This is a genomic window from Geodermatophilus sp. URMC 65 (assembly GCF_053502545.1).
Genome location: NZ_CP199954.1, coordinates 3,615,773 through 3,641,978 on the forward strand (window position 1 = coordinate 3,615,773; position 26,206 = coordinate 3,641,978).

Genomic DNA, 26,206 nt, shown 5'->3' on the forward strand with positions numbered 1-26,206 from the left:
CGTCCCTGCTCGGGGGACCCTCCGGGCCCCCGCTCCCGGGGACCCGCTCCGCGACCACGTGCCGTCCCCGGTTGCCGTTGAGCCCGAGAGCCCCGTCCCTGCTCGGGGGACCCTCCGGGCCCCCGCTCCCGGGGACCCGCTCCGCGACCACGTGCCGTCCCCGGTTGCCGTTGAGCCCGAGAGCCCCGTCCCTGCTCGGGGGACCCTCCGGGCCCCCGCTCCCGGGGACCCGCTCCGCGACCACGTGCCGTCCCCGGTTGCCGTTGAGCCCGAGAGCCCCGTCCCTGCTCGGGGGACTCTCCGGGCCCCCGCTCCCGGGGACCCGCTCCGCGACCACGTGCCGTCCCCGGTTGCCGTTGAGCCCGAGAGCCCCGTCCCTGCTCGGGGGACCCTCCGGGCCCCCGCTCCCGGGGACCCGCTCCGCGACCACGTGCCGTCCCCGGAACGCACCGCGACCAGGTCCGTCCGCGGCGTCCACCGTGACTCTCGCGCGGTCGCCCTCGCGTTCGCGCTGGTGCAACGGCGCGGGAGCGGGTGCAACGGCGTGGGAGCGGGAGGAGGCTCGCGGGTCGCCACCGCAGCACCCGTGATCGTCACCCGGCCGCCCGGGGCGGGGCCGACGGGGCGCGGTTAGTGTCGGGCACGTGACTGCAGCTGGGGCCGACCTCACCCTCCGGCACCCGGTGGAGCGCTTCCGACTCGAGAACGGGCTGCGTGTCGTGCTGGCGCCGGACCGCAGCGTCCCGGTGGTCGCCGTGACCGTCTCCTACGACGTCGGGATGCGCAACGAGCCCCAGGGCCGCACCGGGTTCGCCCACCTCTTCGAGCACCTGATGTTCCAGGGCTCGGCCAACGTCCCGAAGATGGAGCACGCCCGGCTGGTCCAGGCCGCGGGCGGCACCTTCAACGGCTCGACCCACCAGGACTACACGAACTACTACGAGGCCCTCCCCGCCGAGGCCCTCGAGCGCGCCCTCTTCCTCGAGGCCGACCGCATGGCTGCGCCCGCCATCACCGGGGAGAACCTCCGCAACCAGATCGACGTGGTGAAGGAGGAGATCCGGGTCAACGTGCTCAACCGCCCCTACGGCGCCTTCCCGTGGCTGCAGCTGCCCGTGCTCGCCTTCGAGAGCTTCGCCAACACCCACGACGGCTACGGCTCGTTCGTCGACCTCGAGTCCTCGACCGTCGACGACGCCGCGGACTTCTTCCACCGCTACTACGCGCCGGGCAACGCCGTCCTGTGCCTCGGCGGCGACCTGGACGTCGGGGAGGCCGAGCAGCTGGTGCGCCGCTGGTTCGGTCCCATCGCCGCCCGCGAGGTCCCGCCGACGCCGCCCACCGGCGAGCCCTCGCCGACCACCGTCCGCTCCGGCGTGGTCGAGGACCCGCTCGCCCCCGCGCCCGCGGTCGCCCTCGGTTGGCGGGTGCCCGACCCGGTCGGCGACCTCGACACCTACCTCGGCACGGTGCTGCTGGCCGAGCTGCTCAGCGAGGGCGACGCCTCCCGGCTGGAGCGGCGGCTGGTCCACGACGACCAGCTCGCCATCGCGCAGAGCAGCTACGTGGGCCTGTTCGGCGACCCCTTCGACGTCCGGGACGCCACGCTGCTCACCACGCAGGTGCACCACCCGGCGTCGGTCCCGACGGAGAAGGTGATCACCGCGGTGCACGAGGAGATCGGCCGGGTCGCCGAGGACGGCGTCGCCGCCGACGAGCTGGCCCGGGTGCAGGCCCGCACCGAGGCCCAGCTGCTGCGCCAGGCCGACTCGGTGCTCGGCCGCACGCTGGCCTTCGCCACCGCCGAGCTCATCCACGGCCGCGCCGAGCTGGCCGGCGAGCTCGCCGCCCGGCTGGCGGCCGTCACCCCCGAGCAGGTGCGGAGCGCCGCCCGAGGCCTGGACCCCGGCACCGTCGCGGTCCTCGAGCTGCGCGCCACGGGAGGACGTCGATGAGCGAGCTCGCGAGCTCATCCGTGAACACAGCAGCGCCGCGAACGCGGCCGACGAGCGTCAGCGAGGAGGGCTCGTGAGCGCCCCCGTGCTGATCCCGGCGCTGGGCGAGCCCCGGCCCCAGCCGGAGCTGGCCGTCACCGAGGAGACGCTGCCCAACGGCCTGCGGCTGGTCGTCGTCCCGCGGCCCGGCGTCCCGCTGGTCGAGCTGCGCCTGCGGGTCCCCTTCGCCGCCGCGACCGCGCGCGCCGCCGCCCAGCACACCGCCCGCGCCTCGGTGCTCTCCGGCGCCGTCCTGCTGGGCACCGGCGCGCACGACGCCACCGGCATCGCCGAGGCGCTGCAGGCCCACGGCGGGGAGCTGTCGGTCTCCACCGACCCCGACCGACTGCTGTTCGCCACCACGCTGCTCGCCGAGGGCCTCGCCCCCGTGCTCGGCGTGCTGGCCGAGGTGCTCACCGACGCCACCTACCCGGCCGACCGGGTGGAGGCCGAGCGGGCGCGCGTCGCCGAGCGGATCTCCATCGCCCGCTCCCAGCCCGGCGTCATCGCGCGCACCGCGCTGGCCGCCCGCCGCTATGGCGCCCACCCGTACGCCGAGCAGCTCCCCGCCGCCGAGCTGGTCACCGCGGTGCGCAGCCAGACGCTGCGCAAGCTGCACCGCGAGCGGGTGCTGCCCGCCGGCAGCACGCTGGTGCTCGTCGGCGACCTCGACCCGGCCGCGGCCGTCGACGCCGTCGCCACCGCGCTGGCCGGCTGGACCGGCGAGGGGACGGCGGTCGCCGCCCCGCCGGTGCCGCAGCTGGCCCCCGGGGCGCTGCAGGTGGTCGACCGGCCCGGCGCCGTGCAGTCCAACCTGCGCCTGGGTGGCACCGCGCCCAGCCGCACCGACCCCGACCTGCCTGCGGTCCGGCTGGCCAACATGGTCTACGGCGGCTACTTCTCCTCCCGGCTGGTGGAGAACATCCGCGAGCGGCGTGGCTACAGCTACAGCCCGCGCAGCTCGGTCGACCACCTCGCCGCCGCCTCCTCGTTCCTCGTCGAGGCCGACGTCGCCACCGAGGTCACCGGGCCGGCGTTCCTCGAGACCTGGTACGAGCTGGGCCGCATGGCCCTCACGCCGGTGGCAGAGGATGAGCTGGACGCCGCCCGTCGCTACGTGCTCGGCAGCATGGCGCTGTCCACCGCCACCCACGCCGGGCTGGCCAGCACGCTGTCGGCGCTCGCGGGTTCGGGCCTGCCGCCGCAGTGGCTGGCCGAGCACCAGCAGGCGCTGGCCCGGGTCACCGTCGAGGAGGTGCAGGAGGCCGCCCGCCGGTTCCTGCAGCCCGGCGGGCTCACCGCCGTCGTCGTCGGTGACGCCGGGCAGGCGGCCGAGCCGCTGCGCGCGTTCGGCCCGGTCGAGGTCGTCTCGTCGGCGGACGCGGCATGAACGTCCCGGCCGGCGGCAGCACGCCGGCGGACAACCCGCCGCCGTCGGGCGACGGCGTCTCCCGGCCGGAGAGCAGTCCCTCACCGGCCGGTGCGGTCCCGGTGCTGTCCCGCTCCGCGCACGACCGCAGCCACCTGGCCCGGTCGCTGCCCGACCCGACCGGCGGCCGGCCGGTGCTGGTGCTCACGGTCGACGAGCGGCGCACCGTGCCGGTCGAGGAGGACGGGGGCCGGCCGCGGCTGCTGTGGGAGGAGCGGACCGGGCTGCCCGAGGGCGCGATCTACCTCGGCGAGGCCGACGGCGTGCCCTACGCCGCCGTCCGCGGCGACCGGCGGCTGACCGTCGGCGGCCGCCCGGTGGACACCTGGGCCGGCCTGCGCGACCTCGGTGCCGACCTCGACGACCTCGACGCCGGCCTGCTCGCCGAGGCGGTCGCCATGGTCGAGTGGCACGCGCGGCACCGGTTCAGCCCGCTGTCGGGCGCACGGACGACGGTCGAACGGGCCGGCTGGGTGCAGCGTGACCCGGAGACCGGCGCGGAGCTGTTCCCCCGCACCGACCCGGCCGTGATCATGCTCGTCCACGACGGCGGCGACCGCTGCGTGCTGGGCCGCCAGGCGGTGTGGCCGCCGGGCCGCTTCTCGATCCTCGCCGGCTTCGTCGAGCCGGGGGAGTCCGCCGAGGGCGCGGTGGCGCGGGAGGTGGCCGAGGAGGTCGGCCTGCGGGTCACCGACATCCGCTACGTGGGCAGCCAGCCGTGGCCGTTCCCGCAGTCGCTGATGCTCGGCTACACCGCCCGCGCCGAGGGTGACCTGACGCTGCGGCTGGACCCGACCGAGATCGAGGAGGCCCGCTGGTTCACCCGCGCCGAGCTGCGCTCGGGCGCCGGCCCGCAGGCGCTGCCCCCGGCGGTCTCCATCGCCCGGCACATCATCGACCGCTGGATCACGGAGGATCTGTGAACCCTCGGCCCCTCTGCAGGGTCCCGCCACGAGCTTGCCAGTGGTGGGGGGCAGAGCGGTCCTTCCTGAAGCGGCCCTGGAGCACCAGCGCGGGGTGGTCGGGGGAGTCGGCCAGCACCACGGCGTCGGCCAGCGCCACCGGGTCCACCTCGTCGTCGTAGCGGTCGAACGCCGGCAGCTCCCAGGCCTGCTCGGCGGGCGTGCGACGGCGACGGGCAGCCGGGGCCACCCGCAGGTGGACGACGACGTCGAAGGCCAGCCCGAGTCCCTGCAGCAGCGCACCCGGGACGAGCAGCACCCCCCGGGGTGGCATCGGCCGGGGGACGGCCCGGGCGGCCCGGTCGCGGTCGACGTCCCACAGCACCGGCAGGTACTCCCCGGAGCCGCCGGGACCGACCGGGTCGAGCACCTCGCGGGACAGCGCGCCGGAGTCCAGCCAGTCGGTGTAACGGGCGTCGGGGTCGGTGCGGCCGTGCTCGAAGCGCAGGGACGCCGGACGCAGGAACCCGCCGGCGGGGACGACGACGGCAGGGCGCCCCAGCGGCGGTAACCGCTCGGCGACCGCGGCCACCAGCTCGGCGGGCGCGGCGACGTCGGGCCCGTCCACCGCCACGCGCAGGGCGGCCGCCCCGGGCTCGGGGTCGGTCCCGGCGAGCAGTGCGGCCAGCCGGTCGGCCAGTGCCTCGGGGGTGAGCGGCTCCGGTCGGGTCAGGACCGGCCCTCCGCGGGACCGCATCCGGCCCGGCTGCGGGTGCGGGGCGCCCGGCCGGGTTCCCGCACCCGGGTGCGCGGCACCGGCGGCAGGGGGGTCGGGACCTCAGCGCCCGCCGGGGCGGACCCGGCCACCAGGTCGTGGAGCACCTCGCGGGCGAGCTCGGGCACCGGCCGTCCCTGCGAGCGGGCGTTCCGCCGCAACTGCTCGAAGGCGGCCTGCGGCGTCGTGCCCTGCCGTTCGGCGAGCACTCCGATGGCGCGCTCGGTGGAGACCCGGGCGGCCAGGGCGTGCTCGAGCTGGGCGACGGTGCGCTCGAGCGCGGCCAGCCGGACGTCCCGCGGGTCGGCGTCGGGGTCGGCGCCGCCGGCGGCACCGCGGGCGGCCCGACGCGCGCCGCGGTCGGGTTCGACCTGCGCGCCCAGCTCTTCGCTGACCAGGTCGGCGAGGGTCATGCCCTCGACGAGGTCGTCGACGTCCTCGGCGCGGCCGGGGGCGAACACCGACCAGCCGCGGCCGGTCCGGGCCACCACCACGGTGGGCTCCGCGACCGACGGGTCGTCCGCCGTTCCGTGCTCCAGCCCGGGATTCACGAGGTCTCCTCGGAACCGGACGACGTCGATGTCGGCGGGCACTGCGCCGGGGTGGTGCGCTCACTCACTGGGCGGCCTCCGCGAGGGGCTGGGCCCGGCGGGTAGCCGGGGACGAGGGGCTACGGCAACGAGCCGTCCTCGACGACTATGCCCCCTCGCGGAAGGCAGCGGAGGGACCACCCGCCGTCATGCCCCGGCGGACTGCTCCAGCTGGGCCTTCACCTGGTCGATGCTGGGGTTGGTCAGGGCGCTGCCGTCGGGGAAGAGCAGCGTGGGGACGGTGCGGTTGCCCCCGTTGGCCTGCATGACCAGCTCGGCCGCGGCCGGGTCGCGCTCGATGTCGACCTCGGCGTACTCGATGCCCTCGCGCTGCATCAGCTTCTTGAGCCGCACGCAGTACCCGCACCAGGGGGTGGTGTACATGGTCACGGCGGCGGGTGCGGCGGTCATCGAGGCGTTCCTCCTGGTCGATCGGGGGTCCGGGCACGCGTGCCCGGCCGTCACGGGGCCACAACGCCGCGTCCCCGGGGATGCTTCCCCCGTGTGTCGGGGGTGGCTGGGAGGATGGGCCCTGGCCATCGACGGGAGACGGGGAGGCCGATGTCGCAGATCGCCGGTGCGCCCGGGGACGTCCGGGTGCAGGGCGCCGAGGCGGTGCTCGCGCAGCTGGACGACGAGCAGCGCGCCGCAGCCCAGGCGGTGTCCGGGCCGGTCTGCATCCTCGCCGGTGCGGGCACCGGCAAGACCCGCACGATCACCCACCGGATCGCCTACGGCGTGCACACCGGGGCGTTCGTGCCCGAGCAGGTGCTGGCCGTCACCTTCACCGCCCGCGCCGCGGGTGAGCTGCGGAGCCGGCTGGCCGGGCTGGGGGTGGGCGGTGTCCAGGCGCGCACGTTCCACGCCGCGGCCATGCGCCAGCTGCGCTACTTCGCGCCCCGGGTGCTCGGCGGGCCGATGCCGGAGCTGGTCGAGAACAAGCTGCGGCTGGTGGCGGCGGCCGCCTCCCGGTCCCGGTTGTCCACCGACCGCACCAGCCTCCGCGACCTCGCCAGCGAGATCGAGTGGGCCAAGACCACGCTGGCCACGCCTGACGACTACCCGGCGCGCGCCCAGGCCGCCGGCCGCGAGCCCCCGTTCGAGCCCGCAGCGGTGGCGCGGGTCTACGCGAGCTACGAGTCGGCCAAGCAGCGCGACGGCGCGCTGGACTTCGAGGACCTGCTGCTGGTCACCGCCTTCGCCCTCGAGGAGCACCCGGACGTCGCCCGCCAGGTGCGCGGGCAGTACCGGCACTTCGTGGTCGACGAGTACCAGGACGTCAACCCGCTGCAGCAGCGGCTGCTCGACGCCTGGCTGGGGGGCCGCGCCGACGTCTGCGTGGTCGGCGACCCCAACCAGACCATCTACTCGTTCACCGGTGCCGACCCCGACTACCTGCTCGGCTTCGCCGACCGGTACCCGGACGCCGAGGTGGTCAAGCTGGAGCGCGACTACCGCTCCACGCCGCAGGTCGTGGCCCTGGCCAACAAGCTGATCGGGCAGGCGCCGCCGCGCAAGGGGCTGCCCGGGCTCCGGCTGCTGGGCCAGCGCGCCGAGGGCCCCGAACCCCGCTTCTTCGAGCACCCCGACGAGCCCACCGAGGCCGCGGCGGTCGCCCAGGCCTGCCGCGCCCTCGTCGAGGCCGGGACGCCGGCCGCGGAGATCGCCGTCCTGTTCCGGATCAACGCGCAGTCCGAGGTCTACGAGAACGCGCTCGCCGCCGTGGGCGTGTCCTACGTGCTGCGCGGCGGCGAGCGGTTCTTCGAGCGTCCGGAGGTGCGCGAGGCCATCCTGCTGCTGCGCGGGGCCGCAGCCGGCGGCACCGAGCCGGGCGCGCTGGTGCCCACCGTGCGCGACGTGCTGGCCTCCACCGGCTGGGTGGAGCACCGCCCGCCGCCCGGGGGAGCGGCCCGGGACCGCTGGCAGTCCCTCGCCGCGCTGGTCGACCTCGCCGTCGACCTGGTCGCCGAGGACCCGACGATGGACCTCGCCGGCTTCGTGTCGCACCTGGCCGCCCGCGCCGACGCGCAGCACGCCCCCACCGTGCAGGGCGTCACGCTGGCCTCGATGCACGCGGCCAAGGGCCTGGAGTGGGACGCCGTCTTCGTCGTCGGCCTGGTCGACGGCGTGCTGCCGATCTCGCAGTCGCTGTCCCGGCCGGACGCGGTGGAGGAGGAGCGGCGGCTGCTGTACGTCGCCGTCACCCGCGCCCGGGAGCAGCTGACGCTGTCGTGGTCGCTGGCCCGCAACCCCGGCGGCCGCCGGTCCCGGCCGCGCAGCCGGTTCCTCGACGGGCTGGTCCCCGGTTCCACGCCGACCGCGGCACCCCCGCAGCGGCGGCAGAAGCGCGCCAAGGTCGTGCTCGAGGGCGAGGCGGGGGAGCTGTTCGAGCGGTTGCGCGCCTGGCGCAGCGAGACGGCCGCGTCGGCGTCGGTCCCCGCCTACGTCGTCTTCACCGACGCGACCCTGCAGGCCATCGCGGAGACCCGGCCGGCGTCGCTGCGCGAGCTGGCAGCCCTGCCCGGCATCGGCTCTCGCAAGCTCGAGCTCTACGGCGAGGACGTGCTGAGCACCCTCGGCCCCTGAGTCGTCGCGCTCTGTCACGGCAGTCGGACGTCCGGAGCCACCCGGACACGGGCCGGTTAATTGCGTTGACCGCCTCCGCGGCGGCCCCCTACTGTCCTGATCGCGTTCGCAGGACACCTGGAGCGCGCCAGGACCCGAGACCGGCCGAACGGCCGCGATCCGACCCCCGGAGGAGGTGGGCGACGTGATCAGCACGATGTGGACCCTCGCCCCCGCCGGGGCTCGTGGCCCGGTGGGCCTCGCCGTGCGCACGGCTGCCTGCGCCATCGAGTCGCCCGTGGCCGCGCGTCTGCGCGCCCTCCCGCTGACCCCGGCCGTTCCCACGCGCCCCGGCACCCGTGTCCCCGGCCTCGACTTCCCGGGCATCGACGTCTTCGTGACCCCGGCAACCGTCGCCTCCGGCACCACCGGCTACGCGCAGCAGGTCAGCACGAGCACCACCACCGAGCACAACGGCACCACCCTCGGGATCCACTCCTCGGGGAGACCCTCGAGCTAGCGCTCGACAGGACCTCCTCGAGGCCGCGGAACCCGAACCGGGTTCCGCGGCCTCTCTCATCTCCGCCGCGGTACCCGCCCCGACTCCCGGTCGGCGGGCTCCCGCCGGTCGCAGACGACGAGTACGAGGAGGAGCGGCAGTGCAGTCGACGGCCGACCGTCCGACATCCCACCGCCGAACCGGGCTCCCCCGGACCGGCGGCTCCCTTCCCCGACGGCCGGCGCCCTCGCCGGCGCCGGCACCGGTGCGGCGTCCCCTGCCGTGCCGGGTCGACCCGGACCTGTGGTTCGCCGAGACCCCGGCCGGGCTGGAGGAGGCCAAGGTCCGCTGCACGGACTGTCCGGTCCGTGACGCCTGCCTGGCCGGGGCGCTCCGCCGCGGCGAGCCGTGGGGCGTCTGGGGCGGGGAGATCTTCGAGCGGGGTGTGGTCATCCCGCGCAAGCGCCCGCGGGGTCGCCCCCGCAAGGTGGCGGCCGCCTAGGAGGAGGACCCCGTCCCGGGTCCCGCCCCTCGCAGGCTCGGGGCGGGACCCGGGACGGGGTCAGCACGAGCGGCACCTACGACCTGGTCCGCCGACGCGCGGGCCACCCACGACGACGTGAGGACCAGACGTGTACAGCTTCGAGTACGACCTGGCCGTCGACCGGTTGCGCGACCTGCGCGCCGAGGCCGACTCCGCAGCGCGCGCCCGCCGAATGCGCGCCGCCCGCCGCTGGGCCCGCCGTGCCGAGTACGCCACGCGGCGTGCGGCACGGGCCAGCGCCGCCGTCCGCTGACGCAAGGGCCCCGCTGCCCCCACCATGGACGGACCCCGTCCTCACGCCTCGTCAGAGGACCCCCTGCCCCTCGCCACTCGCAGGCTCGTGGCGGGACCCTGCAGGGGGCCAGCGAGCCTCGGGACGAGGCCGGCGGTGGGCCCCTGCAGCGGGGCCTCCCGACGTCTGCGGCTCCGCGGCAGGTGGGAGGACCCCGTCCTCCCCGACTCTCCGAGAAGGACCCCGTCCTCCTCACCGCTCGCAAGCTCGCGGCGAGCCTCTGGACGGGGCCAGCGGGACCCGGGACGGGGCCGGTGAGGACGGGGTCCCTACTCGGCGAAGCCGGGCAACCACGCCTCGAGGACGCTGCGGTAGTCGTCGCCCGCGTCGAGCTGGCAGAGCACCCCGATCGACCCGATGGTCACCCGGTGGATGAGCAGGTAGGCGGGCGGCAGGTTGAGCATCCGGCCCAGCCGGTTGGCCTCGCTGCGCGGATCGGCCAGGCGGGCGGCCTGCTCCTGCATCCAGGCGCGGGTGAAGCGGAAGTAGGGGCTCTGGATGGGCTCGAGCAGCGGCAGCAGGTAGTCGAGGACACCCTGGGCGTCCACCTCGACGCCGGGCCGGACGAAACCCTCGACCCGCAGGTCGGCGAGCACGTCCTCCGCCCGACCCTCCAGCGCCCAGCGCACCAACCGCCCGATCGGCTCGGGGAGGCCGTCGGGCAGGCGCGCGGTCGCGCCGAAGTCGATGACGCCGAGCCGCCCGTCGTCCAGCAGCCGGAAGTTGCCCGGGTGCGGGTCGGCGTGCAGCAGCCGGGCGCGCTGCGGTCCGGAGAAGTTGAGCACCGCCATGAGGTGGCCGGCCCGGTCCCGCTGCTCCCGGGTCCCGGTGGCGATGATCCGGGACAGCGGCGTCCCCTCGAGCCACTCGGAGACGATCACCTTCGGCGCGCTGGCCACCACCCGGGGGACGACGATCTCGGGGTCGTCGGCGTACGCGGCGGCGAAGGTCCGCTGCGCGTCGGCCTCCAGGCCGTAGTCCAGCTCCTCGACCACCCGGGCCTTGAGCTCGGTGATGAGCGGCTTGACGTCCAGGCCGGGGAACAGCGCGGCGAACAGCCGGGCGAAGCGGGCCAGCTGGTTGAGGTCGGCCATCAGCGCGGTCGCCGCACCCGGGTACTGGATCTTCACGGCCACGTCCCGGCCGTCCCGCCAGGTCGCCCGGTGCACCTGCCCGATGCTGGCCGCGGCCGCCGGCGCGTCGTCGAACTCCTTGAAGCGCGTGCGCCACGTGCCGCCGAGCTGCTGGGCGAGCACCGCGTGGACGGTGCGCACCGGCATCGGCGGCGCCTCCTCCTGCAGCTTGACCAGCGCCTCCCGGTAGGGGGCGGCGACCTCCTCGGGCACGGCTGCCTCGAACACGGAGAGCGTCTGCCCGAGCTTCATCGCCCCGCCCTTGAGCTGGCCGAGGACGGCGAACAGCTGCTCGGCGGTGCGCTGCTGCAGCTCCGCGGTCACCGCGTCGGCGGGGCGGCCGGACAGCCGCTTGCCGATGCCCAGGGTGGCCCGACCCGCTGCCCCCAGCGGCAGGGAGGCCAGTCGTGCGGTCCGTGAGACCGAGCCTCGTGGGATCCCCCGGCCAGGCTCGGTCACGTACTCCTCCTCGGCGTTCGGTCGTCCGCGGTCGCGGCGGCACCGGCCCCGTCCGGGCCCGGAGGCGCACTCGCCGACCATTGTCCCCTCATCGACGCCGGTACCGCTGACGGAGCGGTCAGGACCCCTCTTCGCCGCCGGGCACGCACCCGCAGTCGGGGTGGGGAGGCCACCGACGGGCGCGGGGCAGCAGGTCCGGCGGGTTCAGCTCCACCGTCGTCCCGACGGCGAGCGGGGCCCCCGTGCCGTCGAGCAGCGCCAGGACCTGCACGGCCGCCGTCACCACGGTCGCCAGGCAGGTCACCGTGGCCCCGCCCGGTGGTGCCTCGGTCGCGGTGAGCTGGGCGGCCAGCGCCGGCCAGCGAGGGTCGACGTCCCGGCGGTGCAGGTCCGCGCAGCGCAGGCAGCTGGTCGCCCCGGGCACGACCAGCGGCCCCACCACGCCGGTCTCCCCGCGGACCGTCGCCACCAGGTGCGGCACCCCGCGCCGCTGCAGCCCGGCCGCGAGCGGGTCCGACGCCGCCCAGGGCCGGGTGAGCACCACCAGGTCGACCGGAGCATCGGCCGGGAGGGGCCGCAGGTCGGTGAGCGGGCTGACGCGGCGCACGGCGTCGGCGGCGGCCAGCGCGCGTGGGCGGCCCTCGTCGTCGGCACCCAGCCCGCCGACGACGGCGTCCCCGGCCGTGGTGAGCCCGTCGTCCCGGACGCTGACCCAGCCCACGCCGCTGGCGGCCAGCACGGCGGCGAGCGGGACGCCGACCCGCGTCGCGCCGTCGACGACGACGGTCGCTGCCCGGCGGGTCCGCCAGCGCGAGCCGGGCTCCCGGCCCGTGGCGGTGGGCAGCTCGGTTCGCGTGCGGGCGGCGGCGGCCGGCCCGACGGCGGAGGCCAGCAGGTCGGCGGGGTCGAGGTCGACCAGCAGCCCGGTGGCGCGCAGACCGTCGAGGACGGCGCTCAGCGCCGCGGCGTCGTGGCCGGCGAGGGCGGCCTCGGCGAGGACGGCGCGCTCGGTGCGGCGGCCGTCCAGGCCGCGCAGCAGGGTGGTGAGCCCGGCGGCGCCGGGGGAGACGATCAGCCCGTCGGTGGAGTCGGCGCCGCCGATCTGGACGTCCTCGGCGCCGTCCGGCCCGGCGAGGCGCAGCAGCGGGACGCTCGGGGGCAGCAGGGGGTGCGCGGTGTCGGCCACCGGCGCAGGGTGCCAGCGCACCCGCCCGGCGCGCTCGGTCCGTCCACAGGCGGCGCGGACGACGGACGGCGGCGCCCGTCGTGCAGGCGCCGCCGTCCGTGGTGACGTGCTGGAACGGCCACCCTCCAGGGGCCCGCCGGCCCGTCCCGGGTCGCGCCCCGGGCTCGCGAGGCGTGGGGAGGAGGGTGGTCCTTCGTCAGGCCTTGCCGAGGATCCGGTTCATCTTGGTGCCGCAGACGGGGCAGGTGCCCTGAGCCATGCGACGGCCGGACTCGCTGACCTTGACCTCGCCGTCGAAGTCGCGCTTCTCCTTGCACTTCACGCAGTAGCCGTTGTAGCTCTCCGCCACGGTGCCTCCTCGTCTCCGGTCCGCTCGGCGTCCCCGCGCGGGGTGCCGTCCTGCCGAACGCTACCGGGGCGCACCCCGGTTCCCGCAGGACGGCCGCCTCGGCCCGACACGCTTCCCACAGCCTGTGGACAGACTTGTGGAACACGTGGGGACCCGGTGGTGTGTCGCTGTGCGCGGCCGGGGGACAGGGCTCCGGACGCCGCCCGGAGGGAAGCGGGGAAAGAGCCGCCCCACCTGCGATGACGCTCTTGGCGTCCCTGTGGACGACGGCTCACCGCGCCCCGTCCCCGGACCGGGCGGGCCCGTGTCCACCGTCCGTGCGACATGCGCCCGCGAGGGTGTGGCCGCCGGAGCACACCCGCGCCGTGGGAACTACGGTGCCCCCGTGCCTGGAACCCCTCCCGACACCCAGCGTCGCCCCGTCCCCGACCCCGCGGCGCGGGAGGACGTGCGGGGCGCCCGCGCGGTCCCCGCCGACCGGTCGGTGCGGACGGCGCCCGCCGCGGTGCCCGAGGGGGCCGTCGAGGTCCGGCGCAGCAGCCGACGGCAGCGGACGGTGACCGCCTACCGGGAGTCCGGGCGCACGGTCGTGCTGATACCGGCGGCGTTCAGCCGAGCCGAGGAGCAGCGCTGGGTGGCGCAGATGGTTGCCAAGCTGCAGACCCGCGAGGAGCGGCGGCGGCGGTCCCTCGGTGGGGACGACGAGCTGATGGCCCGCGCGCAGGCGCTGTCGGCGGCCCACCTCGACGGGGTGCCGCAGCCAGCCAGCGTGCGGTGGGTGGACAACCAGAACCGCCGCTGGGGGTCGTGCACGCCCGCCGACCGCTCCATCCGGCTCTCCAGCCGGCTGCGCGCGATGCCCGAGTACGTCGTCGACTACGTCCTCGTGCACGAGCTGGCGCACCTGGTGGAGCCGAGCCACGACACGCGCTTCTGGTCCCTGGTCGCGCGCTACCCGCGCGCCGAGCGGGCGCGCGGCTTCCTCGAGGGCGTCGAGGTGGGCGCCGCCCACGGCGCGCCGCCCGCCGGGGACGACCTGGTCTGACGAAGGACCGTCCTCCCTACCCTTCGCAGGCTCAGGGTGGGACCCGGGACGGGGCCGGCGGTCAGGGGCCGTCCCCGGCTGGGCGATGCCGGGCTCAGTCCTTGCCGTCGCCCTCGTCGTCCTTCGGCTCGGGCATCTCGGCGTCGTCGGCGGTGAGAGCGCGCAGCTCGTCGTCGGCGCCCTGACGGGCGACGAAGTCCAGCGGCTCGTCGAGGTCCTCCGACGTCGGCAGCAGGTCCGGGTGCGACCACAACCGGTCCCGCTCGGCGTTGCCGTACCGCTGCGCCAACGCCCCCCACACGGTGGCCGCGTCGCGCAGCCGCCGCGGGCGCAGCTCCAGGCCCACGAGCGTGGCGAAGGTCTGCTCGGCCGGGCCGCCGGAGGCCCGGCGGCGGCGCATCGTCTCGGCGAGCGCGCCGTGTCCGGGCAGCCGGTCGCCGGCGGCCTGGGCCACCACGCTGTCGACCCAGCCCTCGACCAGGGCCAGCAGCGTCTCCAGCCGGCGCAGCGCGGCCTGCTGCTCGGGGGTCTCCTCGGGCTCGAGCAGCCCGCTGCCCAGCAACGCCTGGATGCCCTCGGGATTGGTGGGGTCGATCCCGCCCATCGAGCTCATCGCCTCGTTGATGCCGCGCTCGATCGCCTCGCGGTCGACGTGGATGCCGCGCGCGTAGGCGTGGACGGCGTCGTGCAGCTGCTGGCGCAGCCACGGCACGTGCACGAACAGCCGCTGCGAGGCGGCCTCGCGCAGCGCGAGGAACAGCCGCACCTCGTCGGCGGGGCGGTCGAGGCCGGCGGCGAACTCGGCGACGTTCTGCGGCAGCAGGACGCCGGCGCCGGCGGGGGCCAGCGGGATGCCGATCTCGCTGCTGGTGAGGACCTCACCGGAGAGCCGGCCGAGGGCCTGGCCGACCTGGGCACCGAACATCAGGCCGCCCATCCGGCCCATGATCCCGGCGAGCGGGCCGGCCATCGCGGCCGCCTCGGCAGGGAGGGCGCTGGTCATGGCGCCGACGACGCGCTCGGCGAGCGGGTCGATCAGGGTGCTCCAGGCGGGCAGCGTCTGCTCCACCCACTCCACCCGCGACCAGGCGAGCGGCCGGTCCACGCCGGAGGGCAGCTCGGTGACCTGGTCCAGCCACAGGTCGGCCAGGCGCAGGGCGTCGGCGACGGCGGTGCGCTCGGCGTCGGACGCCGGCTGCGACCCGGCGGCCAGCGAGCTGATCGCACCCTGCCGCGCCAGGTCCCAGTTGACCGGCCCGCCGGACCAGGTCATCAGCTTCTGCAGCTCGGCGAACAGCGGCATCTTGGCGAGCAGCTCCTCCGGCGTCCCCCCGCCGCCGGCGCCGCCGAAGAGAGCACCGAACCCGAAGGGGTCGTTGCCGGCGCCGGACCCGGACTGGTCGCGACGCTCGGGGTCGCGGTCGGGGAGGCCGAAGCCGAACGGGACATCGCTCATGCCACCACGGTAGCCGCGCAGCCCCTGCCCGGACCGCCCGTCCGCTGGCAGCGGACGGGCGGCCCGTCCCGGACACCACCGGTCTCCCTGCAGGGCCCCGCCGCGAACTCGCCAGTGGCGGGGGGGCGAGCGGCCTGCCTGCAGGGTCCCGCGCCGAGCGTGCGAGGCGTGGGGGCAGGGAGGTCCGTTATCTAAGCTCGCCGGTCGTGACCCGTCGGATGGCCGTCCTCAGCGTCGGTGTGGTGCTGCTGGTGGTGTTCGGCGTGCTCGGCGCGGCGGTGCCGGTGCCCTACGTCGCGCAGGTCCCCGGGCCCACGTTCAACACGCTGGGCGAGGTCGACGGCGAGCCGATCATCAGCGTGGCGGGACGCGAGCGGAACGAGGCCGAGGGGGAGCTCATCCTCACCACCGTCGGCGTCAGCCGGGCCGGGCTCAGCCTGGTCGAGGCGGTGCAGGGGTGGTTCGACGGCGAGGTCAGCGTCGTCCCCGAGGAGACCGTCTACCCGCCGGGACGCAGCGAGCAGGAGACCCGCGACGCCAACCGGCAGGCCTTCCTCACCTCGGAGGAGGCGGCCGAGGTCGCAGCGCTGGCCGAGCTCGGCTACCCCGTGAAGGTGGTCGTGCGGGGGCTGTCCGACGACTCACCGGCCGAGGGGGAGCTCCAGGAGGGGGATGCGATCGAGAGCGTCGGCGGCCGGCCGACGCCCGACCTCGCCACGCTGGACGCCGTCCTGCAGGCCATCCCTGGTGGCACGACGGTGCCGGTCGCGTACACGCGCCTGGGACAGCCGGGGACGGCGACGGTCACCACGCGGGCCGCGGACGACGAGGAGGGCTCGCTGCTGGGTGTCCTGGTCCGCGAGCAGCCGGCGGCACCCTTCGACGTCGACATCGACGTCGAGGACGTCGGTGGCCCCTCGGCCGGGCTGATGCTGACCCTCGGCATCCTCGACCTGGTCGGGGACACCGACCTGACCGGCGGGGCGACGGTGGCCGGCACCGGGACGATCGACGCCAACGGCCAGGTCGGCCCGATCGGCGGCATCCAGCTGAAGATGATCGCCGCCGAGGGGATCGGCGCGGAGCTGTTCCTCGTCCCGGCCGACAACTGCGCCGACGCCCTCGCCGCTCCGCAGCCCGGTCTCACCCTCGCCCGGGTGTCCGACCTCGACCAGGCCCTGACCGCGCTCGAGGACCTCCGCGCCGGACGGACCCCGCAGCCCTGCTGACGCCGCCCCGGCGACACGAACGTCCCCGGTTGGGGGAAGCTGTCGGCGGAGCGGGCGTCCGGGAACCCGGCACGGTCCCGAGCGTTGGTCTGGTCGACCGGATCGGTGCCCGGGGGCCCGAGCCGGAGCCGGCCCGACCGACCGTGGCCGGCACCGTCCGTGGCGCTCCGTCACGACCGCAACTGAAGGAGACCCTCGTGGCCATGCGGCCCCCCGTGTCCGTGCCGACCCTGTCGCGGCGCGCGAAGGTGGTCATCGGGGCCATCGCCGTCCTGCTGGTGCTCTTCACGGCCATCGGGACCCTCACCAACGTCTACGTCGACTACCTCTGGTTCGACGAGACCGGGTTCACCGAGGTCTTCTGGACCGAGCTGCAGACCCGCGCCCTGCTCTTCGCCGTGGCCGGGGTGGCCACCGGCGGCCTCACCGCGCTGGCGATCTACCTGGCCTACCGGTTCCGCCCCACGTTCCGGCCGATGTCGCTGGAGCAGCAGAACCTCGAGCGCTACCGGCAGTCGATCGAGCCGCGCCGCACCCTGGTGCTCACCTCGGTCGCCGTCGTGCTGGGCCTGTTCGCCGGGTTCACCGCGCAGGGCAGCTGGGAGACCTGGCTGCAGTTCCGCAACAGCACCGACTTCGGCCGGAGCGACCCGCAGTTCGGTCTGGACATCTCGTTCTTCGTCTTCGACTACCCCTTCTACCGGCTGCTGCTGAGCTTCGGCTTCGCGATCGTGATCCTCGCGTTGATCGGCTCGCTGCTCACGCACTACGTGTTCGGCGGCCTGCGGCTGCAGACCCCGGGGCAGAAGCTGACCGGCGCGGCCATGGTGCAGTTGTCGGTGCTGCTGGGGCTGTTCGTCGCGCTCAAGGCGGTCGCCTACTGGCTGGACCGCTACGCGCTGGTCTACTCCGACCGCGGCGGCCTGTTCACCGGCGCCAGCTACACCGACGTCAACGCGCTGCTGCCGGCCAAGACGATCCTGGTCTTCGCCGCCGCCGTCTGCGCGATCGCGTTCTTCGCCAACATCGTCGTCCGGAACTTCCGGCTGCCGGCCGCGGCGCTGGTGCTGCTGCTCATCTCCAGCCTGGTGATCGGCGTGGCCTACCCGGCGATCGTGCAGCAGTTCATCGTCCGGCCCAGCGCCGACCAGCGCGAGGCCGACTACATCGCCCGCGCGATCCAGTCGACCCGCGAGGCCTACGACCTGACCGACGTGGAGTACGTCCAGTACGCCCAGCAGGAGACCGGTGAGCAGGTCGACCCGGCCGCGGCCCTGGCCGAGCTGCGCAACGACACCGAGACGATCCCCAACGCCCGGCTGCTGGACCCCAACGTCCTGTCGGACACGTTCACGGCGCGCCAGCAGATCCGCAACGTCTACGGCTTCCCGGAGAAGCTCGACATCGACCGCTACACGCTCGACGGCGAGACGCAGGACTACGTGGTGGCGGTCCGCGAGCTCAACAGCCAGGGGCTCAGCGAGAACCAGGACACCTGGATCAACCGGCACACCGTCTACACCCACGGCAACGGGTTCGTGGCCGCGCCGGCCAACGAGGTCGTCGCCGGCCAGGAGGGCGGCGAGCCGCGCTTCACCACCCGGGACCTGCCGACCCGCGGCACCATCGAGGTCAGCGACGACGGCGCGCGGATCTACTACGGCGAGCTGATGCAGGACTACTCGGTCGTCGGCGCCCCCGAAGGTGGCGAGCCGCGCGAGTTCGACCTGCCCGAGGGCAGCGACGGCGAAGGGCAGATCAACAACACCTACGACGGGCGGGGCGGCGTCGAGATCGGCAGCTTCTTCCGGCAGCTGACCTTCGCGATCTTCTACCGGGAGCGGAACTTCCTGCTCTCCAGCGCCGTGAACGACGCCTCCAAGGTTCTCTACGTCCGCGACCCGCTGGACCGGGTGGAGAAGGCGGCGCCCTTCCTCACCGTGGACGGCGACCCGTACCCCGCGGTGATCGACGGCCGGGTGACGTGGATCCTCGACGGCTACACCACCTCGGGCTCCTACCCCTACTCCGAGCAGATGGAGCTGGGGGAGGTGGCCGCCGACGCGCTGACCGGCACCGGGACGACGGCGCTGCCGAACGAGACGGTCAACTACATCCGCAACTCGGTGAAGGCCACCGTCGACGCCTACGACGGCACGGTCACGCTCTACGAGTGGGACACCGAGGACCCGGTCCTGCAGACCTACATGAAGGCCTTCCCCGGCTTGGTGGAGCCGCGTGAGGAGATGTCGCCGGACCTGGCGAGCCACGTGCGCTACCCGGAGGACCTGTTCAAGCTGCAGCGCGACATCCTGACCCGCTACCACGTCAGCGACCCGGGCGACTTCTACAGCGGGAACGACCGCTGGGCGGTCCCGGCCGACCCGACGCAGGACACCCAGGAGCCGCAGCCGCCGTACTACATCCTGGCCCAGCGGCCGGGCGACCCGCAGGCGAGCTTCCAGCTGACCAGCGCGCTCAACGCCTTCCGCCGGGAGAACCTGTCGTCGTTCGTGTCGGCCTCCAGCGCGCCGGACACCTACGGGCAGATCCAGGTGCTGACCCTGCCGGGCAACACGCCGTTCCGGGGCCCGCAGCAGGTGCAGCAGTCGTTCATCACCAACAACCAGGTGCGGCCGGACCTCACGCTGTTCAACAGCGCGGAGTCCCGGGCGGTGTTCGGCAACCTGCTCACCCTGCCCATCGGTGACAACGGCCTCCTCTACGTCGAGCCGCTGTACGTCGAGGGCACGGGCGAGAACTCCTTCCCGCTGCTGCAGAAGGTGCTGGTCAACTACGGCGACCGGGTCGGGTACGCCAACACCCTGGCCGAGGCCCTCGACCAGGTGTTCGGGGCCGGCGCGGGCGAGGCCGCCGTCGACAACGACGAAGCGCCCCCGACCACCGACCAGCCCGATGCGCCGACGACGCCTACCCCGCCCCCACCGGCGGACGGCGGGACGGAGACCCCGAGCACGCCGGAGATGCAGCAGGCGGTCGAGGCGATCAACAACGCCCTGGCGGCGCTGCAGACCGCGCAGCGCAACGGCGACTTCGCCGGGCAGGGGCAGGCCCTCGAGGACCTGCAGGCGGCCGTCACGGCGTACCAGACCGCCCAGGCCCAGGCCGCCCAGGCGGCGACACCGGGCGGGTGAGCGTCGGCCGGCGTGGGCGCCATCCCTGTGGTGGGGCCCACGCCGGCCCTCGCTGCACGCCGGGGGAGCACGGGGGTATAGTGGTCTCACCGACGCGGGGTGGAGCAGCTCGGTAGCTCGCTGGGCTCATAACCCAGAGGTCGCAGGTTCGAATCCTGCCCCCGCTACAAGGCACAGGGGCCCCACAGTGACTGTGAGGGCCCCTGTCGTTTGTGCAAGGGTCTGCGAACCATTGCATGGAGAGGTCCGTCACCTGCGACCCGGCACCACGTGGGTCCATGCGTGGGTGCCGGAGCAGCTCCTCGACGTCGAGCCCGCCCCCCGTCCCCGACGGTCGGTCCTCGCCACGGCCTCGGTCGGGACCGGGCACGGCGCGACCACCGGGTGACGGACCCGCCCTGCCGACGCCTCCGGCACGGCAAGGTCGTCCCATGAGTGGTCCTGCTCGTGCCCGTGGTCTGGACGTCCTGCCCTTCCCGTCCAGTCGACGGGCGGTCACGGCCGCCGTCCGAGCCGGCCGCCGCATCATGCCCATGCACGGCCTGGTCGAGGTGGACGTCACCGAGGCCCGCCGCCTGCTCGCCGACCACGAGCCGCCGCTGTCGACGACGGCGTTCGTCATCGCTGCGGTGGCCCGGGCCGTGGCCGCGCATCCGGAGGTGCACGCCTACCGGGACTGGCGTGGCCGGCTGGTGCGACACCGCCACGTCGACGTGCAGACCCTCGTCGAGGTGGCGACCGCGCAGGGCCCGTTCGGGCTGGTGCACGTCGTCCGGGACGCCGACATCCGCGGCGTCGCCGACATCAGCCTTGAGCTGAGCGGGGTCAAGGCGGAGGTGACCTCGACTGCTACCGGGCGGGCGCTGCAGCGGCTGACCCCGATCGCCGGCCGCGTGCCTGGGGTGTTCCCTGTGATGTACGCGGTGATGAGCCGCTCGGTGCGTGCGCACCGGCTCGCCGGCACCGTGCAGGTGACCGCCGTCGGGATGTTCGCCGGCGGCGGCGGTTTCGCCGTCGCCCCACCCACTCTGGCCTCGACGTCGGTCGTCGTCGGCGGCCTGAGCCGGCGCCCCCGCGTCGTCGGTGACCAGATCGCCGTACGGGACGTCCTCGATCTCACCGTGACCATCGATCACAACGTCGTCGATGGTGCCCCGCCACCCGTTTCGGTGCCGATCTCCGACACCGGATGGAGTGCCCGACCGTCGACCTCGGATTCGGCTCCGGCACTTGATGGCCACCACGCCTCAGAACGGACCTCTGACCTCGGACACGCAGCGAGCGGCTTGGACTGTGCGAGTCCAGCCGGGACTCGCTCACTCCTGACACCGACTGCGGGGATCGATCCGGTCCGGTCATGCCGCAGCCGGTCCATCGCCTCCTCGAGTGCCGGAAATCCCGATGCTGGCGGCTACCGGTGACCGGCCGGCGACGGGCTGAGGAGTCCTGAACCAGCCAGCTACCGTGGGGCCGCGTGGAGCCCACTACGCCACCGCCGTCTGCCGCGCGATCATCCGCTTTCCAAGACGCGCCGGCAGAGTGGGGCGGGGGTTCCGCGGACCAACTCGGCTCCCCGCGCCGGAGCAGCATCGGCCGCTTCCGCGCGCTCGGCGTCGTGCTGATCGCGCTCGGGTTCGGTGTGGCGACCAGCGCACTGGTCGGCCCGCTGGTCCTGGGTGGAATGCAGTACCGGACGTCGGCGACGACGCTCAACCAGCTCATGGGCGGCGACGCCGCGAGCCTGTTCGTCGTCGCGCCGCTGGCGCTAGTCGCCGGTGTGCTGGCGCTACGGGGCCATCCGGTTGCCCCGCTGCTGGCCCTCGGTCCGGCGCTCTACGTAATCTACATGTTCGCCCAGCTGGTCATCGGCCAGGAGTACCTGCGTCTTCCGGGCAACGTGGAACTGTTCTTCCCGCTCCTGCTGGCGGTGTTCGTCCTCGGCGAGGCTGCCGTGGTGCTGGCCTGGGGCGCGGTCCCGGCCGACCTGCCGGTGCTCTCTCACCGCCTCGAGCGGGTTGCCGGAGCGGCCCTGATCCTGGTCGCGGTGTTCCTGGTGCTCGGCCAGCATCTGCGGCCGATGGTGACCGCCTGGCAAGACCCGTCCAGCCTGATCGAGTACGCCTCCAGCCCCACGCCGTTCTGGATGGTGAAGCTGATGGACCTGGGGATCATCGTGCCGGCAGCGCTGGCTACCGGGATCGGCGTGCTGCGCGGTCGGCCGTGGGCCCGCCGGGCGATGTACGCGATGCTGACCGGGTACACCTGCCTGGCGATCGCCGTGGCGGCGATGGGCGTGGTCATGTACGCCAACGACGACCCCGACGCCTCCCTCGGTCTCGCCGGGGGATTCGTCGTGTTCGCCGTGATCTTCGCCACCCTCACGACGCTGCTGTACCGCCCGCTCTTCGCTCACCCCAGGTTGATCCACCACGGCCCGGTCACGTTGCACGGCGCCACTGCCGACAGCGTGGCTTCACCCGCCGCTGGGAACGGCTAGACCGGGTCGGTGCATCTCACCGGAAGGTGGCCCCGGTGATCTGGGCTCGGAAGAACTCGCCTTCCGGCTGCCGGTCCGTGCCCCACCACCAGCCCGCGTGGAGCACTGAGCCGATGGTCACGCCGGTGAAGGTCTGTTCGGCCTCGATGGCGACACCGAACGGGTAGCGCCCGAACGGTGCCCCGTTGGGATTGCCCCAGCGCTGCATGAGCACGCCGAGCAGCCGGCCGTCCGGACCGGTGTGGAGTTCGGCGCTTTCGTCCTGGCCGTTGATTCGCCATGTGACGACGACGTGGTCGTCGTCGGAGCCGGGCGTCCAGGTCGCGGCGGGGAAGGTGGTCGGTACCAGGGCCGTCTCCCCGGCCAGGCGGCCGGCGGCGCTGCGGGTGATGTCAGGACCGGTGGCGGACATGACAGGGATGAGCCCGCCCAGGCGCCAGCGCATCTGGCCTGATCCGGAGCTGAGCCGGTCGAATCCGATTACCGGGATCCCGGAGAGTCGAGCGGTCGCCGCCCAGATGAAGCCCCGGGGCGGGGCGAGCACCTGGCGCGCGGTGAACGGCCGCCAGGAGCCGAGGCGGATCTGTCCGCGCATGGACAGCTCCACCGACTGCCACAGAGGGGTCCCGGGGGCGATCGCGTGGGTCAGCCAGCGGCGCGCCGGCTCCGGCAGACCGGCGACCATCGAGGGATCGAAGGCGCCCGGCTTCTCCGTGCTGCTGCAGAGCAGGTCCCACTCCTGTCGCACGCCGCGCGCAGCGCGGGGTACCGAGGAGCGGCTCACCGCCTTTCTCCTGCGTCCAGCCGCCTCAGTCTGCGGTGGGACGCAGCGACGGCGGCGGCGACGGCGATCAGCACGGCGGCGTCGATGACCAGACCGGCCAGCGCGATCGAGGCCGACGGCAGCAGCACCGCGATCGACACCAGCGCGGCGAGCAGGCCGATCGGCCGCCACGCGGGCCGCCCCCCGACGAGCAGGACCGCGGTCAGCAGGAACAGCAACGTGGCCGCCAGCCAGACGCCCCCAACGATCATCCCGGGGAGCGAACCGGCCGCCGGCGACACGTCGTCGTAGCGCAGCCCACCGGGTTGCCCCCACCGCCACAGCAGCGCGACACCCAACAGGTGGATCAGCCCGTGCCCCGCCAGCACCAGGGCTGCTACCGCCCGCAGCGACCGATGCGCACCTGGCCGCGCCGCCCGCGACTGAGAGCCCGTCATCCGAGGGACCGTAGCCGCCGCCGTCCCCGTCGCAGGCAGGGCATCTCCTGGCCCGATGCGGGGTGCTTCACATGGCCGAGCAAGCGCTGGAACAGGCACCTCGGTGGCCGGCCGTTCCTCCCGCCGGCCGCAGATGATCCGCTGAGCGGTAGGTTCGGCACTCGGGCACGGGATGAGACCTCTGGACGGGGGACCTGCGCTGCGCCGCATCACGATGCTGCTACTCCTGGTCCTCCTCGTGGGCGGCTGGGTCGGCGGCATCAGCTTCTTGACCGACCCGAGTGGAAGCGGCCTCGGCATGACGACCGACCAGCTGCTGCAGTGGCCCTTGCTCGACGACTACGCGGTGCCCGGCCTGCTGCTCGTCCTCGGCTTCGGAGTGCTGCCGCTACCCGCGGTGGTGCTGCTGGCTCGCCGCCGCGCGGTCGGCTTCCACGCAGCAGCGGGGGTTGGGCTGTTGCTGGTCGCCTGGATGCTGGCGCAGCTCGCCGCGATCGGGGTCCTGTTCCCCAGCATGCAGTTCGGCTTCCTCGCACTCGGCGCACTGCTCATCACGCTCGGACTGGCCGGTGCCCGGCGTGCTGCCGACGGCGGGAGCCGGGTCAGGACCGGCCGCCCGGAGGGAGCCTTCAGCGGAAGGCCCTGACCGCCACCGCACCGGCGACCACACCGGAGCCCGCTCGTGCATGGGCACCCGCCATGCGCCGTGAGTGGGGCCACCCCGCGGACCAGGTCTGAGTCCCCAGTCCTGCCTCGCCCCCTGGCGTCGTCCGCAGGGGTCAGCGACCGGTCGGCGGAGACGCCGCGGCCGAGCGGTCGTCGCCGGGCGATGGGCTGGCCGGCGCCGCCGAGGTGCGCAGCAGGTGGTGCAGTACGACCAGCCCGATGAGGGTGACCCCGGCGCCCATCACGGTGGGGGAGCAGCTCCGGCCCGAGCGGCGAGGTGGTCGCGATGTCGAACCAGGCGTGGAACACCGCCACGATGAGCAGGCTGCCCCGGCCCAGCCGGCTCAGCCACGCGAAGATCCACGACGCGACCCAGATGCTGGCGGCGAACCCGATGACCCCGATCGCGGGCATCGCCCGGTAGCTGGGCGTGATGCCGAACAGCGGCAGATGCCAGGCTGCCCACACGATCGCCACGAGGTTGGCCGCGAGCACCGGCGGGTAGCGCCGCTCCAGCTGCGGCTGGAGGAAGCCGCGCCAGCCGATCTCCTCACCGAAGCCGAAGAACACCAGGCTGGCCAGCCAGTACACGCCGACCGGCAGGGCGGCGAACTCCTCGGACCGGCCGACCGCCGACCAGTCCAGGTCGGCGAGGGACTGCCCGCTGGCCAGCGCGGACACGCCGGCGGCGAGGACGAGCAGGGCGGGCGGCACCCCCAGCGCGAACAGCCACGCCCGCCGGCGCCTCCGCCAGGCCCTCATCCGGCGTGCCAGGTCGAGCAGGCCCGCCCGACCGTGCAGCGCCGCGGTTACAACGCTGCCGGCGACGGCCGGCCCGAGGCTGCCGAGCAGGTGCAGCACCGGCTGCGGGGATCCGCCGATCCACCCCTGCGCCTGCGCCAGCAGCGGCAACCACACCGACCATGTCAGTGCCGCGGTCAGCAGCACATAGGCGGTCACCGGCCGCCGCGCGATCCACGCCCTCATCACCGGCCAGCATCGACCACCGACCGGCGCCACGCTGCGGGTGGGGAAGTTCGGCACATCACTACCCGTTCACCTGGGCCGCGGAGGTTGAGCAGTTGAATGGGAATGGCACGCGCGCAGCTGCGCCTGTTGCTGATCGTTGCGCCTTGTCAATCAGAAGTTGCATGCCCTCAATCGCACGGCGATTGGCAATGGCGAGCATTGGCACGCGCAACTCATGGCGGCCGCAACCATGACCCGCGGCAGCGGTCCTGGGATCGGGCCGCCGCGGGAGGGCTGCGCGGCGAGCCAGCGCCCTGAGCGCTCGTTGGTCGGAACCTCTGCGGCCGGTGGCGTCACGGACGCTGCCAACGCGGCCTCGTGCGCGTCCGAACGGAGCCCGCCTGCGTGCGTCTGGCCGGGCGCTGGACACGTCGGTGACGAAGCTGCGCGCCGCCGGTGCAATGGGCCGGCTGGAGTCGGCCTTCGAGGCCGCGCTGATCGCCGCCCCCTGCTTCCTCCTCACCGTGGCGCACACCCTGCTGGACGCGAACTTCCCTGCGTCGCTGCGCGACGACCTCGCTGCCCGCACCGGCCTGGCACTCGAGTCCGGGACACCGATCCCCATCGCCAGTCCCGGCGGCCGGGCGCGCCGCGGTCCCGCCTTCCGCGACGCGGTGCTGGTGGCCCACGAGTACCGCTGTGCCATGTGCGGCTTCGACGGGTGGCTCGCCGGGGAGGCCGTGGGCCTGGAGGCCGCGCACGTGCGCTGGTGGAACATCGGCGCCCCGGACACCGTCGAAACGAGCTGGCGCTGTGCGCGCTGCACCACCGGCTGCTCGATCGCGGCGTGCTGGGCTTGGGAGGGGACGGCACGGTCATGGTGTCCCAGCTCTTCGTCGGGCGGACGATGTCGGCGCAGACCCAGGTTCTCCAGTTGGCGGGTGCGCCGCTGCTGCCGCCGCAGACGGGGACGGCTCGAGTAGCCGGACATCACCGTGGATGGCACACGGCCCAGGTGTTCCGAGGGCCGGCGCGCGCGGTCGCCTAACCCGCAGCGCGTCGTACGAAGCGCAACGGGGCGAGCCGAGTCTGGCCTTCGGGGGCAGTGGACGACCGTGACGGTGGCCCTGTCGTGACGGGCGGCGGTCAGCCCACCTCACAGGGGTCGTGGGCGGTCCCAGCGGTCGCGGCCGCCGACGGTGGCGCGTGCAGCGGGTAGCAGGCCAGCGGGTCGGGCCGGTGCCTCGTCCC

22 protein-coding genes, 1 tRNA gene and 1 pseudogene are annotated in these 26,206 nt (G+C 74.5%); 14 read left to right on the forward strand and 10 right to left on the reverse strand.

Features of this window, described 5'->3' with window-relative positions; genetic code table 11:
* The first annotated feature begins 644 nt into the window (after positions 1-644).
* From ACWIX7_RS17560 to nudC, 3 genes are all read left to right on the forward strand, one after another.
* Positions 645-1,955 carry a M16 family metallopeptidase gene (locus ACWIX7_RS17560; protein ID WP_448617711.1) on the forward strand — a complete coding sequence of 437 codons (1,311 nt, stop codon included), beginning with the start codon at positions 645-647 and terminating at the stop codon, positions 1,953-1,955.
* A 73-nt stretch (positions 1,956-2,028) separates the two neighbouring features.
* Positions 2,029-3,384: a M16 family metallopeptidase gene (locus ACWIX7_RS17565; RefSeq protein ID WP_448617712.1), complete on the forward strand. Its 1,356-nt coding sequence runs from the start codon at positions 2,029-2,031 to the stop codon at positions 3,382-3,384.
* Positions 3,381-4,346, forward strand: coding sequence for an NAD(+) diphosphatase (gene nudC, locus ACWIX7_RS17570; protein ID WP_448617713.1), 966 nt, complete (start codon positions 3,381-3,383; stop codon positions 4,344-4,346). Before ACWIX7_RS17565 ends, nudC begins: the two co-directional genes overlap by 4 nt.
* On the opposite strand, the gene ACWIX7_RS17575 is transcribed toward nudC, so the two are convergent.
* From ACWIX7_RS17575 to ACWIX7_RS17585, 3 genes are all read right to left on the reverse strand, one after another.
* The gene (locus ACWIX7_RS17575) at positions 4,330-5,082 is read right to left on the reverse strand and encodes a uridine kinase (protein ID WP_448617714.1); all 753 of its coding nucleotides are present in this window, start codon (positions 5,080-5,082) and stop codon (positions 4,330-4,332) included. The two genes, nudC and ACWIX7_RS17575, sit on opposite strands and share 17 nt — an antisense overlap.
* A complete protein-coding gene (locus ACWIX7_RS17580) occupies positions 5,055-5,651 on the reverse strand; it encodes an ANTAR domain-containing protein (RefSeq protein WP_448617715.1) in 597 nt (198 codons plus the stop codon). The genes ACWIX7_RS17575 and ACWIX7_RS17580 overlap by 28 nt, the downstream gene beginning before the upstream one ends.
* Positions 5,652-5,837: 186 nt before the next feature.
* Positions 5,838-6,101, reverse strand: coding sequence for a mycoredoxin (locus ACWIX7_RS17585; RefSeq protein ID WP_448617716.1), 264 nt, complete (start codon positions 6,099-6,101; stop codon positions 5,838-5,840).
* A 150-nt stretch (positions 6,102-6,251) separates the two neighbouring features.
* Between ACWIX7_RS17585 and ACWIX7_RS17590 the strand changes: the two genes are divergently transcribed.
* The 4 genes from ACWIX7_RS17590 (at position 6,252) to ACWIX7_RS17605 (ending at position 9,551) form a co-directional block, all read left to right on the forward strand.
* Positions 6,252-8,276 (forward strand): ATP-dependent helicase, encoded by a 2,025-nt coding sequence (locus tag ACWIX7_RS17590; RefSeq protein WP_448617717.1) that lies wholly within the window; start codon positions 6,252-6,254, stop codon positions 8,274-8,276.
* Between the two features lie 184 nt (positions 8,277-8,460).
* Positions 8,461-8,775, forward strand: coding sequence for a hypothetical protein (locus ACWIX7_RS17595; RefSeq protein ID WP_448617718.1), 315 nt, complete (start codon positions 8,461-8,463; stop codon positions 8,773-8,775).
* A 244-nt stretch (positions 8,776-9,019) separates the two neighbouring features.
* Positions 9,020-9,256, forward strand: a complete 237-nt coding sequence (locus tag ACWIX7_RS17600; protein ID WP_448617719.1) for a WhiB family transcriptional regulator — start codon at positions 9,020-9,022, stop codon at positions 9,254-9,256.
* A gap of 130 nt (positions 9,257-9,386) precedes the next feature.
* Positions 9,387-9,551, forward strand: a complete 165-nt coding sequence (locus tag ACWIX7_RS17605; protein WP_448617720.1) for a hypothetical protein — start codon at positions 9,387-9,389, stop codon at positions 9,549-9,551.
* Positions 9,552-9,859: 308 nt separating this feature from the next.
* Here ACWIX7_RS17605 and ACWIX7_RS17610 read toward each other — a convergent pair whose 3' ends face one another.
* The 3 genes from ACWIX7_RS17610 to ACWIX7_RS17620 form a co-directional block, all read right to left on the reverse strand.
* Positions 9,860-11,182 (reverse strand): ABC1 kinase family protein, encoded by a 1,323-nt coding sequence (locus ACWIX7_RS17610; RefSeq protein ID WP_448617721.1) that lies wholly within the window; start codon positions 11,180-11,182, stop codon positions 9,860-9,862.
* 118 nt (positions 11,183-11,300) lie between these two features.
* Positions 11,301-12,368, reverse strand: coding sequence for a ThiF family adenylyltransferase (locus tag ACWIX7_RS17615; RefSeq protein WP_448617722.1), 1,068 nt, complete (start codon positions 12,366-12,368; stop codon positions 11,301-11,303).
* 196 nt (positions 12,369-12,564) lie between these two features.
* Positions 12,565-12,717, reverse strand: a complete 153-nt coding sequence (locus ACWIX7_RS17620) for a DUF5679 domain-containing protein (RefSeq protein ID WP_012950213.1) — start codon at positions 12,715-12,717, stop codon at positions 12,565-12,567.
* A gap of 385 nt (positions 12,718-13,102) precedes the next feature.
* On the opposite strand from ACWIX7_RS17620, the gene ACWIX7_RS17625 reads away from it, so the two are divergent.
* Positions 13,103-13,762 (forward strand): M48 metallopeptidase family protein, encoded by a 660-nt coding sequence (locus tag ACWIX7_RS17625; protein ID WP_448617723.1) that lies wholly within the window; start codon positions 13,103-13,105, stop codon positions 13,760-13,762.
* Positions 13,763-13,856: 94 nt separating this feature from the next.
* Here the strand turns inward: ACWIX7_RS17625 and ACWIX7_RS17630 are convergent, their stop codons facing one another.
* The gene (locus tag ACWIX7_RS17630) at positions 13,857-15,218 is read right to left on the reverse strand and encodes a zinc-dependent metalloprotease (RefSeq protein ID WP_448617724.1); all 1,362 of its coding nucleotides are present in this window, start codon (positions 15,216-15,218) and stop codon (positions 13,857-13,859) included.
* A 206-nt stretch (positions 15,219-15,424) separates the two neighbouring features.
* Here ACWIX7_RS17630 and ACWIX7_RS17635 point away from each other — a divergent pair, with 206 nt between their 5' ends.
* The 5 genes from ACWIX7_RS17635 to ACWIX7_RS17655 all read left to right on the forward strand — a co-directional run bounded on the left by ACWIX7_RS17635 (position 15,425) and on the right by ACWIX7_RS17655 (position 22,099).
* On the forward strand, positions 15,425-16,447 hold the full coding sequence (locus ACWIX7_RS17635; RefSeq protein WP_448617725.1) for a YlbL family protein: 1,023 nt from the start codon (positions 15,425-15,427) through the stop codon (positions 16,445-16,447).
* Positions 16,448-16,650: 203 nt separating this feature from the next.
* Complete coding sequence (locus ACWIX7_RS17640; protein WP_448617726.1) at positions 16,651-19,602, forward strand: UPF0182 family membrane protein; 2,952 nt, start codon at positions 16,651-16,653, stop codon at positions 19,600-19,602.
* Between the two features lie 93 nt (positions 19,603-19,695).
* Positions 19,696-19,769, forward strand: a tRNA-Met gene (locus ACWIX7_RS17645).
* A 264-nt stretch (positions 19,770-20,033) separates the two neighbouring features.
* Positions 20,034-21,023, forward strand: a complete 990-nt coding sequence (locus tag ACWIX7_RS17650) for a 2-oxo acid dehydrogenase subunit E2 (RefSeq protein ID WP_448617727.1) — start codon at positions 20,034-20,036, stop codon at positions 21,021-21,023.
* 194 nt (positions 21,024-21,217) lie between these two features.
* The gene (locus ACWIX7_RS17655) at positions 21,218-22,099 is read left to right on the forward strand and encodes a hypothetical protein (RefSeq protein WP_448617728.1); all 882 of its coding nucleotides are present in this window, start codon (positions 21,218-21,220) and stop codon (positions 22,097-22,099) included.
* A gap of 16 nt (positions 22,100-22,115) precedes the next feature.
* Here ACWIX7_RS17655 and ACWIX7_RS17660 read toward each other — a convergent pair whose 3' ends face one another.
* From ACWIX7_RS17660 to ACWIX7_RS17670, 3 genes are all read right to left on the reverse strand, one after another.
* The gene (locus tag ACWIX7_RS17660; protein WP_448617729.1) at positions 22,116-22,883 is read right to left on the reverse strand and encodes a DUF6544 family protein; all 768 of its coding nucleotides are present in this window, start codon (positions 22,881-22,883) and stop codon (positions 22,116-22,118) included.
* The gene (locus ACWIX7_RS17665) at positions 22,880-23,320 is read right to left on the reverse strand and encodes a hypothetical protein (protein WP_448617730.1); all 441 of its coding nucleotides are present in this window, start codon (positions 23,318-23,320) and stop codon (positions 22,880-22,882) included. Before ACWIX7_RS17665 ends, ACWIX7_RS17660 begins: the two co-directional genes overlap by 4 nt.
* A 339-nt stretch (positions 23,321-23,659) precedes the next feature.
* Complete coding sequence (locus ACWIX7_RS17670; RefSeq protein ID WP_448617731.1) at positions 23,660-24,946, reverse strand: CPBP family intramembrane glutamic endopeptidase; 1,287 nt, start codon at positions 24,944-24,946, stop codon at positions 23,660-23,662.
* Positions 24,947-25,362: 416 nt separating this feature from the next.
* Here ACWIX7_RS17670 and ACWIX7_RS17675 point away from each other — a divergent pair.
* Positions 25,363-26,003: pseudogene (locus ACWIX7_RS17675) on the forward strand (phosphorothioated DNA-binding restriction endonuclease); the annotation flags it as partial.
* Positions 26,004-26,206: the final 203 nt, after the last annotated feature.

Excerpts from the sequence above, each read along its gene's own strand:
- nudC (WP_448617713.1), top strand. The coding sequence starts at position 3,381 with ATGAACGTCCCGGCCGGCGGCAGCACGCCGGCGGACAACCCGCCGCCG.
- ACWIX7_RS17650 (WP_448617727.1), top strand. The coding sequence starts at position 20,034 with ATGAGTGGTCCTGCTCGTGCCCGTGGTCTGGACGTCCTGCCCTTCCCG.
- ACWIX7_RS17575 (WP_448617714.1), bottom strand. The coding sequence starts at position 5,082 with ATGCGGTCCCGCGGAGGGCCGGTCCTGACCCGACCGGAGCCGCTCACC.
- ACWIX7_RS17630 (WP_448617724.1), bottom strand. The coding sequence starts at position 15,218 with ATGAGCGATGTCCCGTTCGGCTTCGGCCTCCCCGACCGCGACCCCGAG.
- ACWIX7_RS17585 (WP_448617716.1), bottom strand. The coding sequence starts at position 6,101 with ATGACCGCCGCACCCGCCGCCGTGACCATGTACACCACCCCCTGGTGC.
- ACWIX7_RS17590 (WP_448617717.1), top strand. The coding sequence starts at position 6,252 with ATGTCGCAGATCGCCGGTGCGCCCGGGGACGTCCGGGTGCAGGGCGCC.
- ACWIX7_RS17640 (WP_448617726.1), top strand. The coding sequence starts at position 16,651 with ATGCGGCCCCCCGTGTCCGTGCCGACCCTGTCGCGGCGCGCGAAGGTG.
- ACWIX7_RS17665 (WP_448617730.1), bottom strand. The coding sequence starts at position 23,320 with ATGACGGGCTCTCAGTCGCGGGCGGCGCGGCCAGGTGCGCATCGGTCG.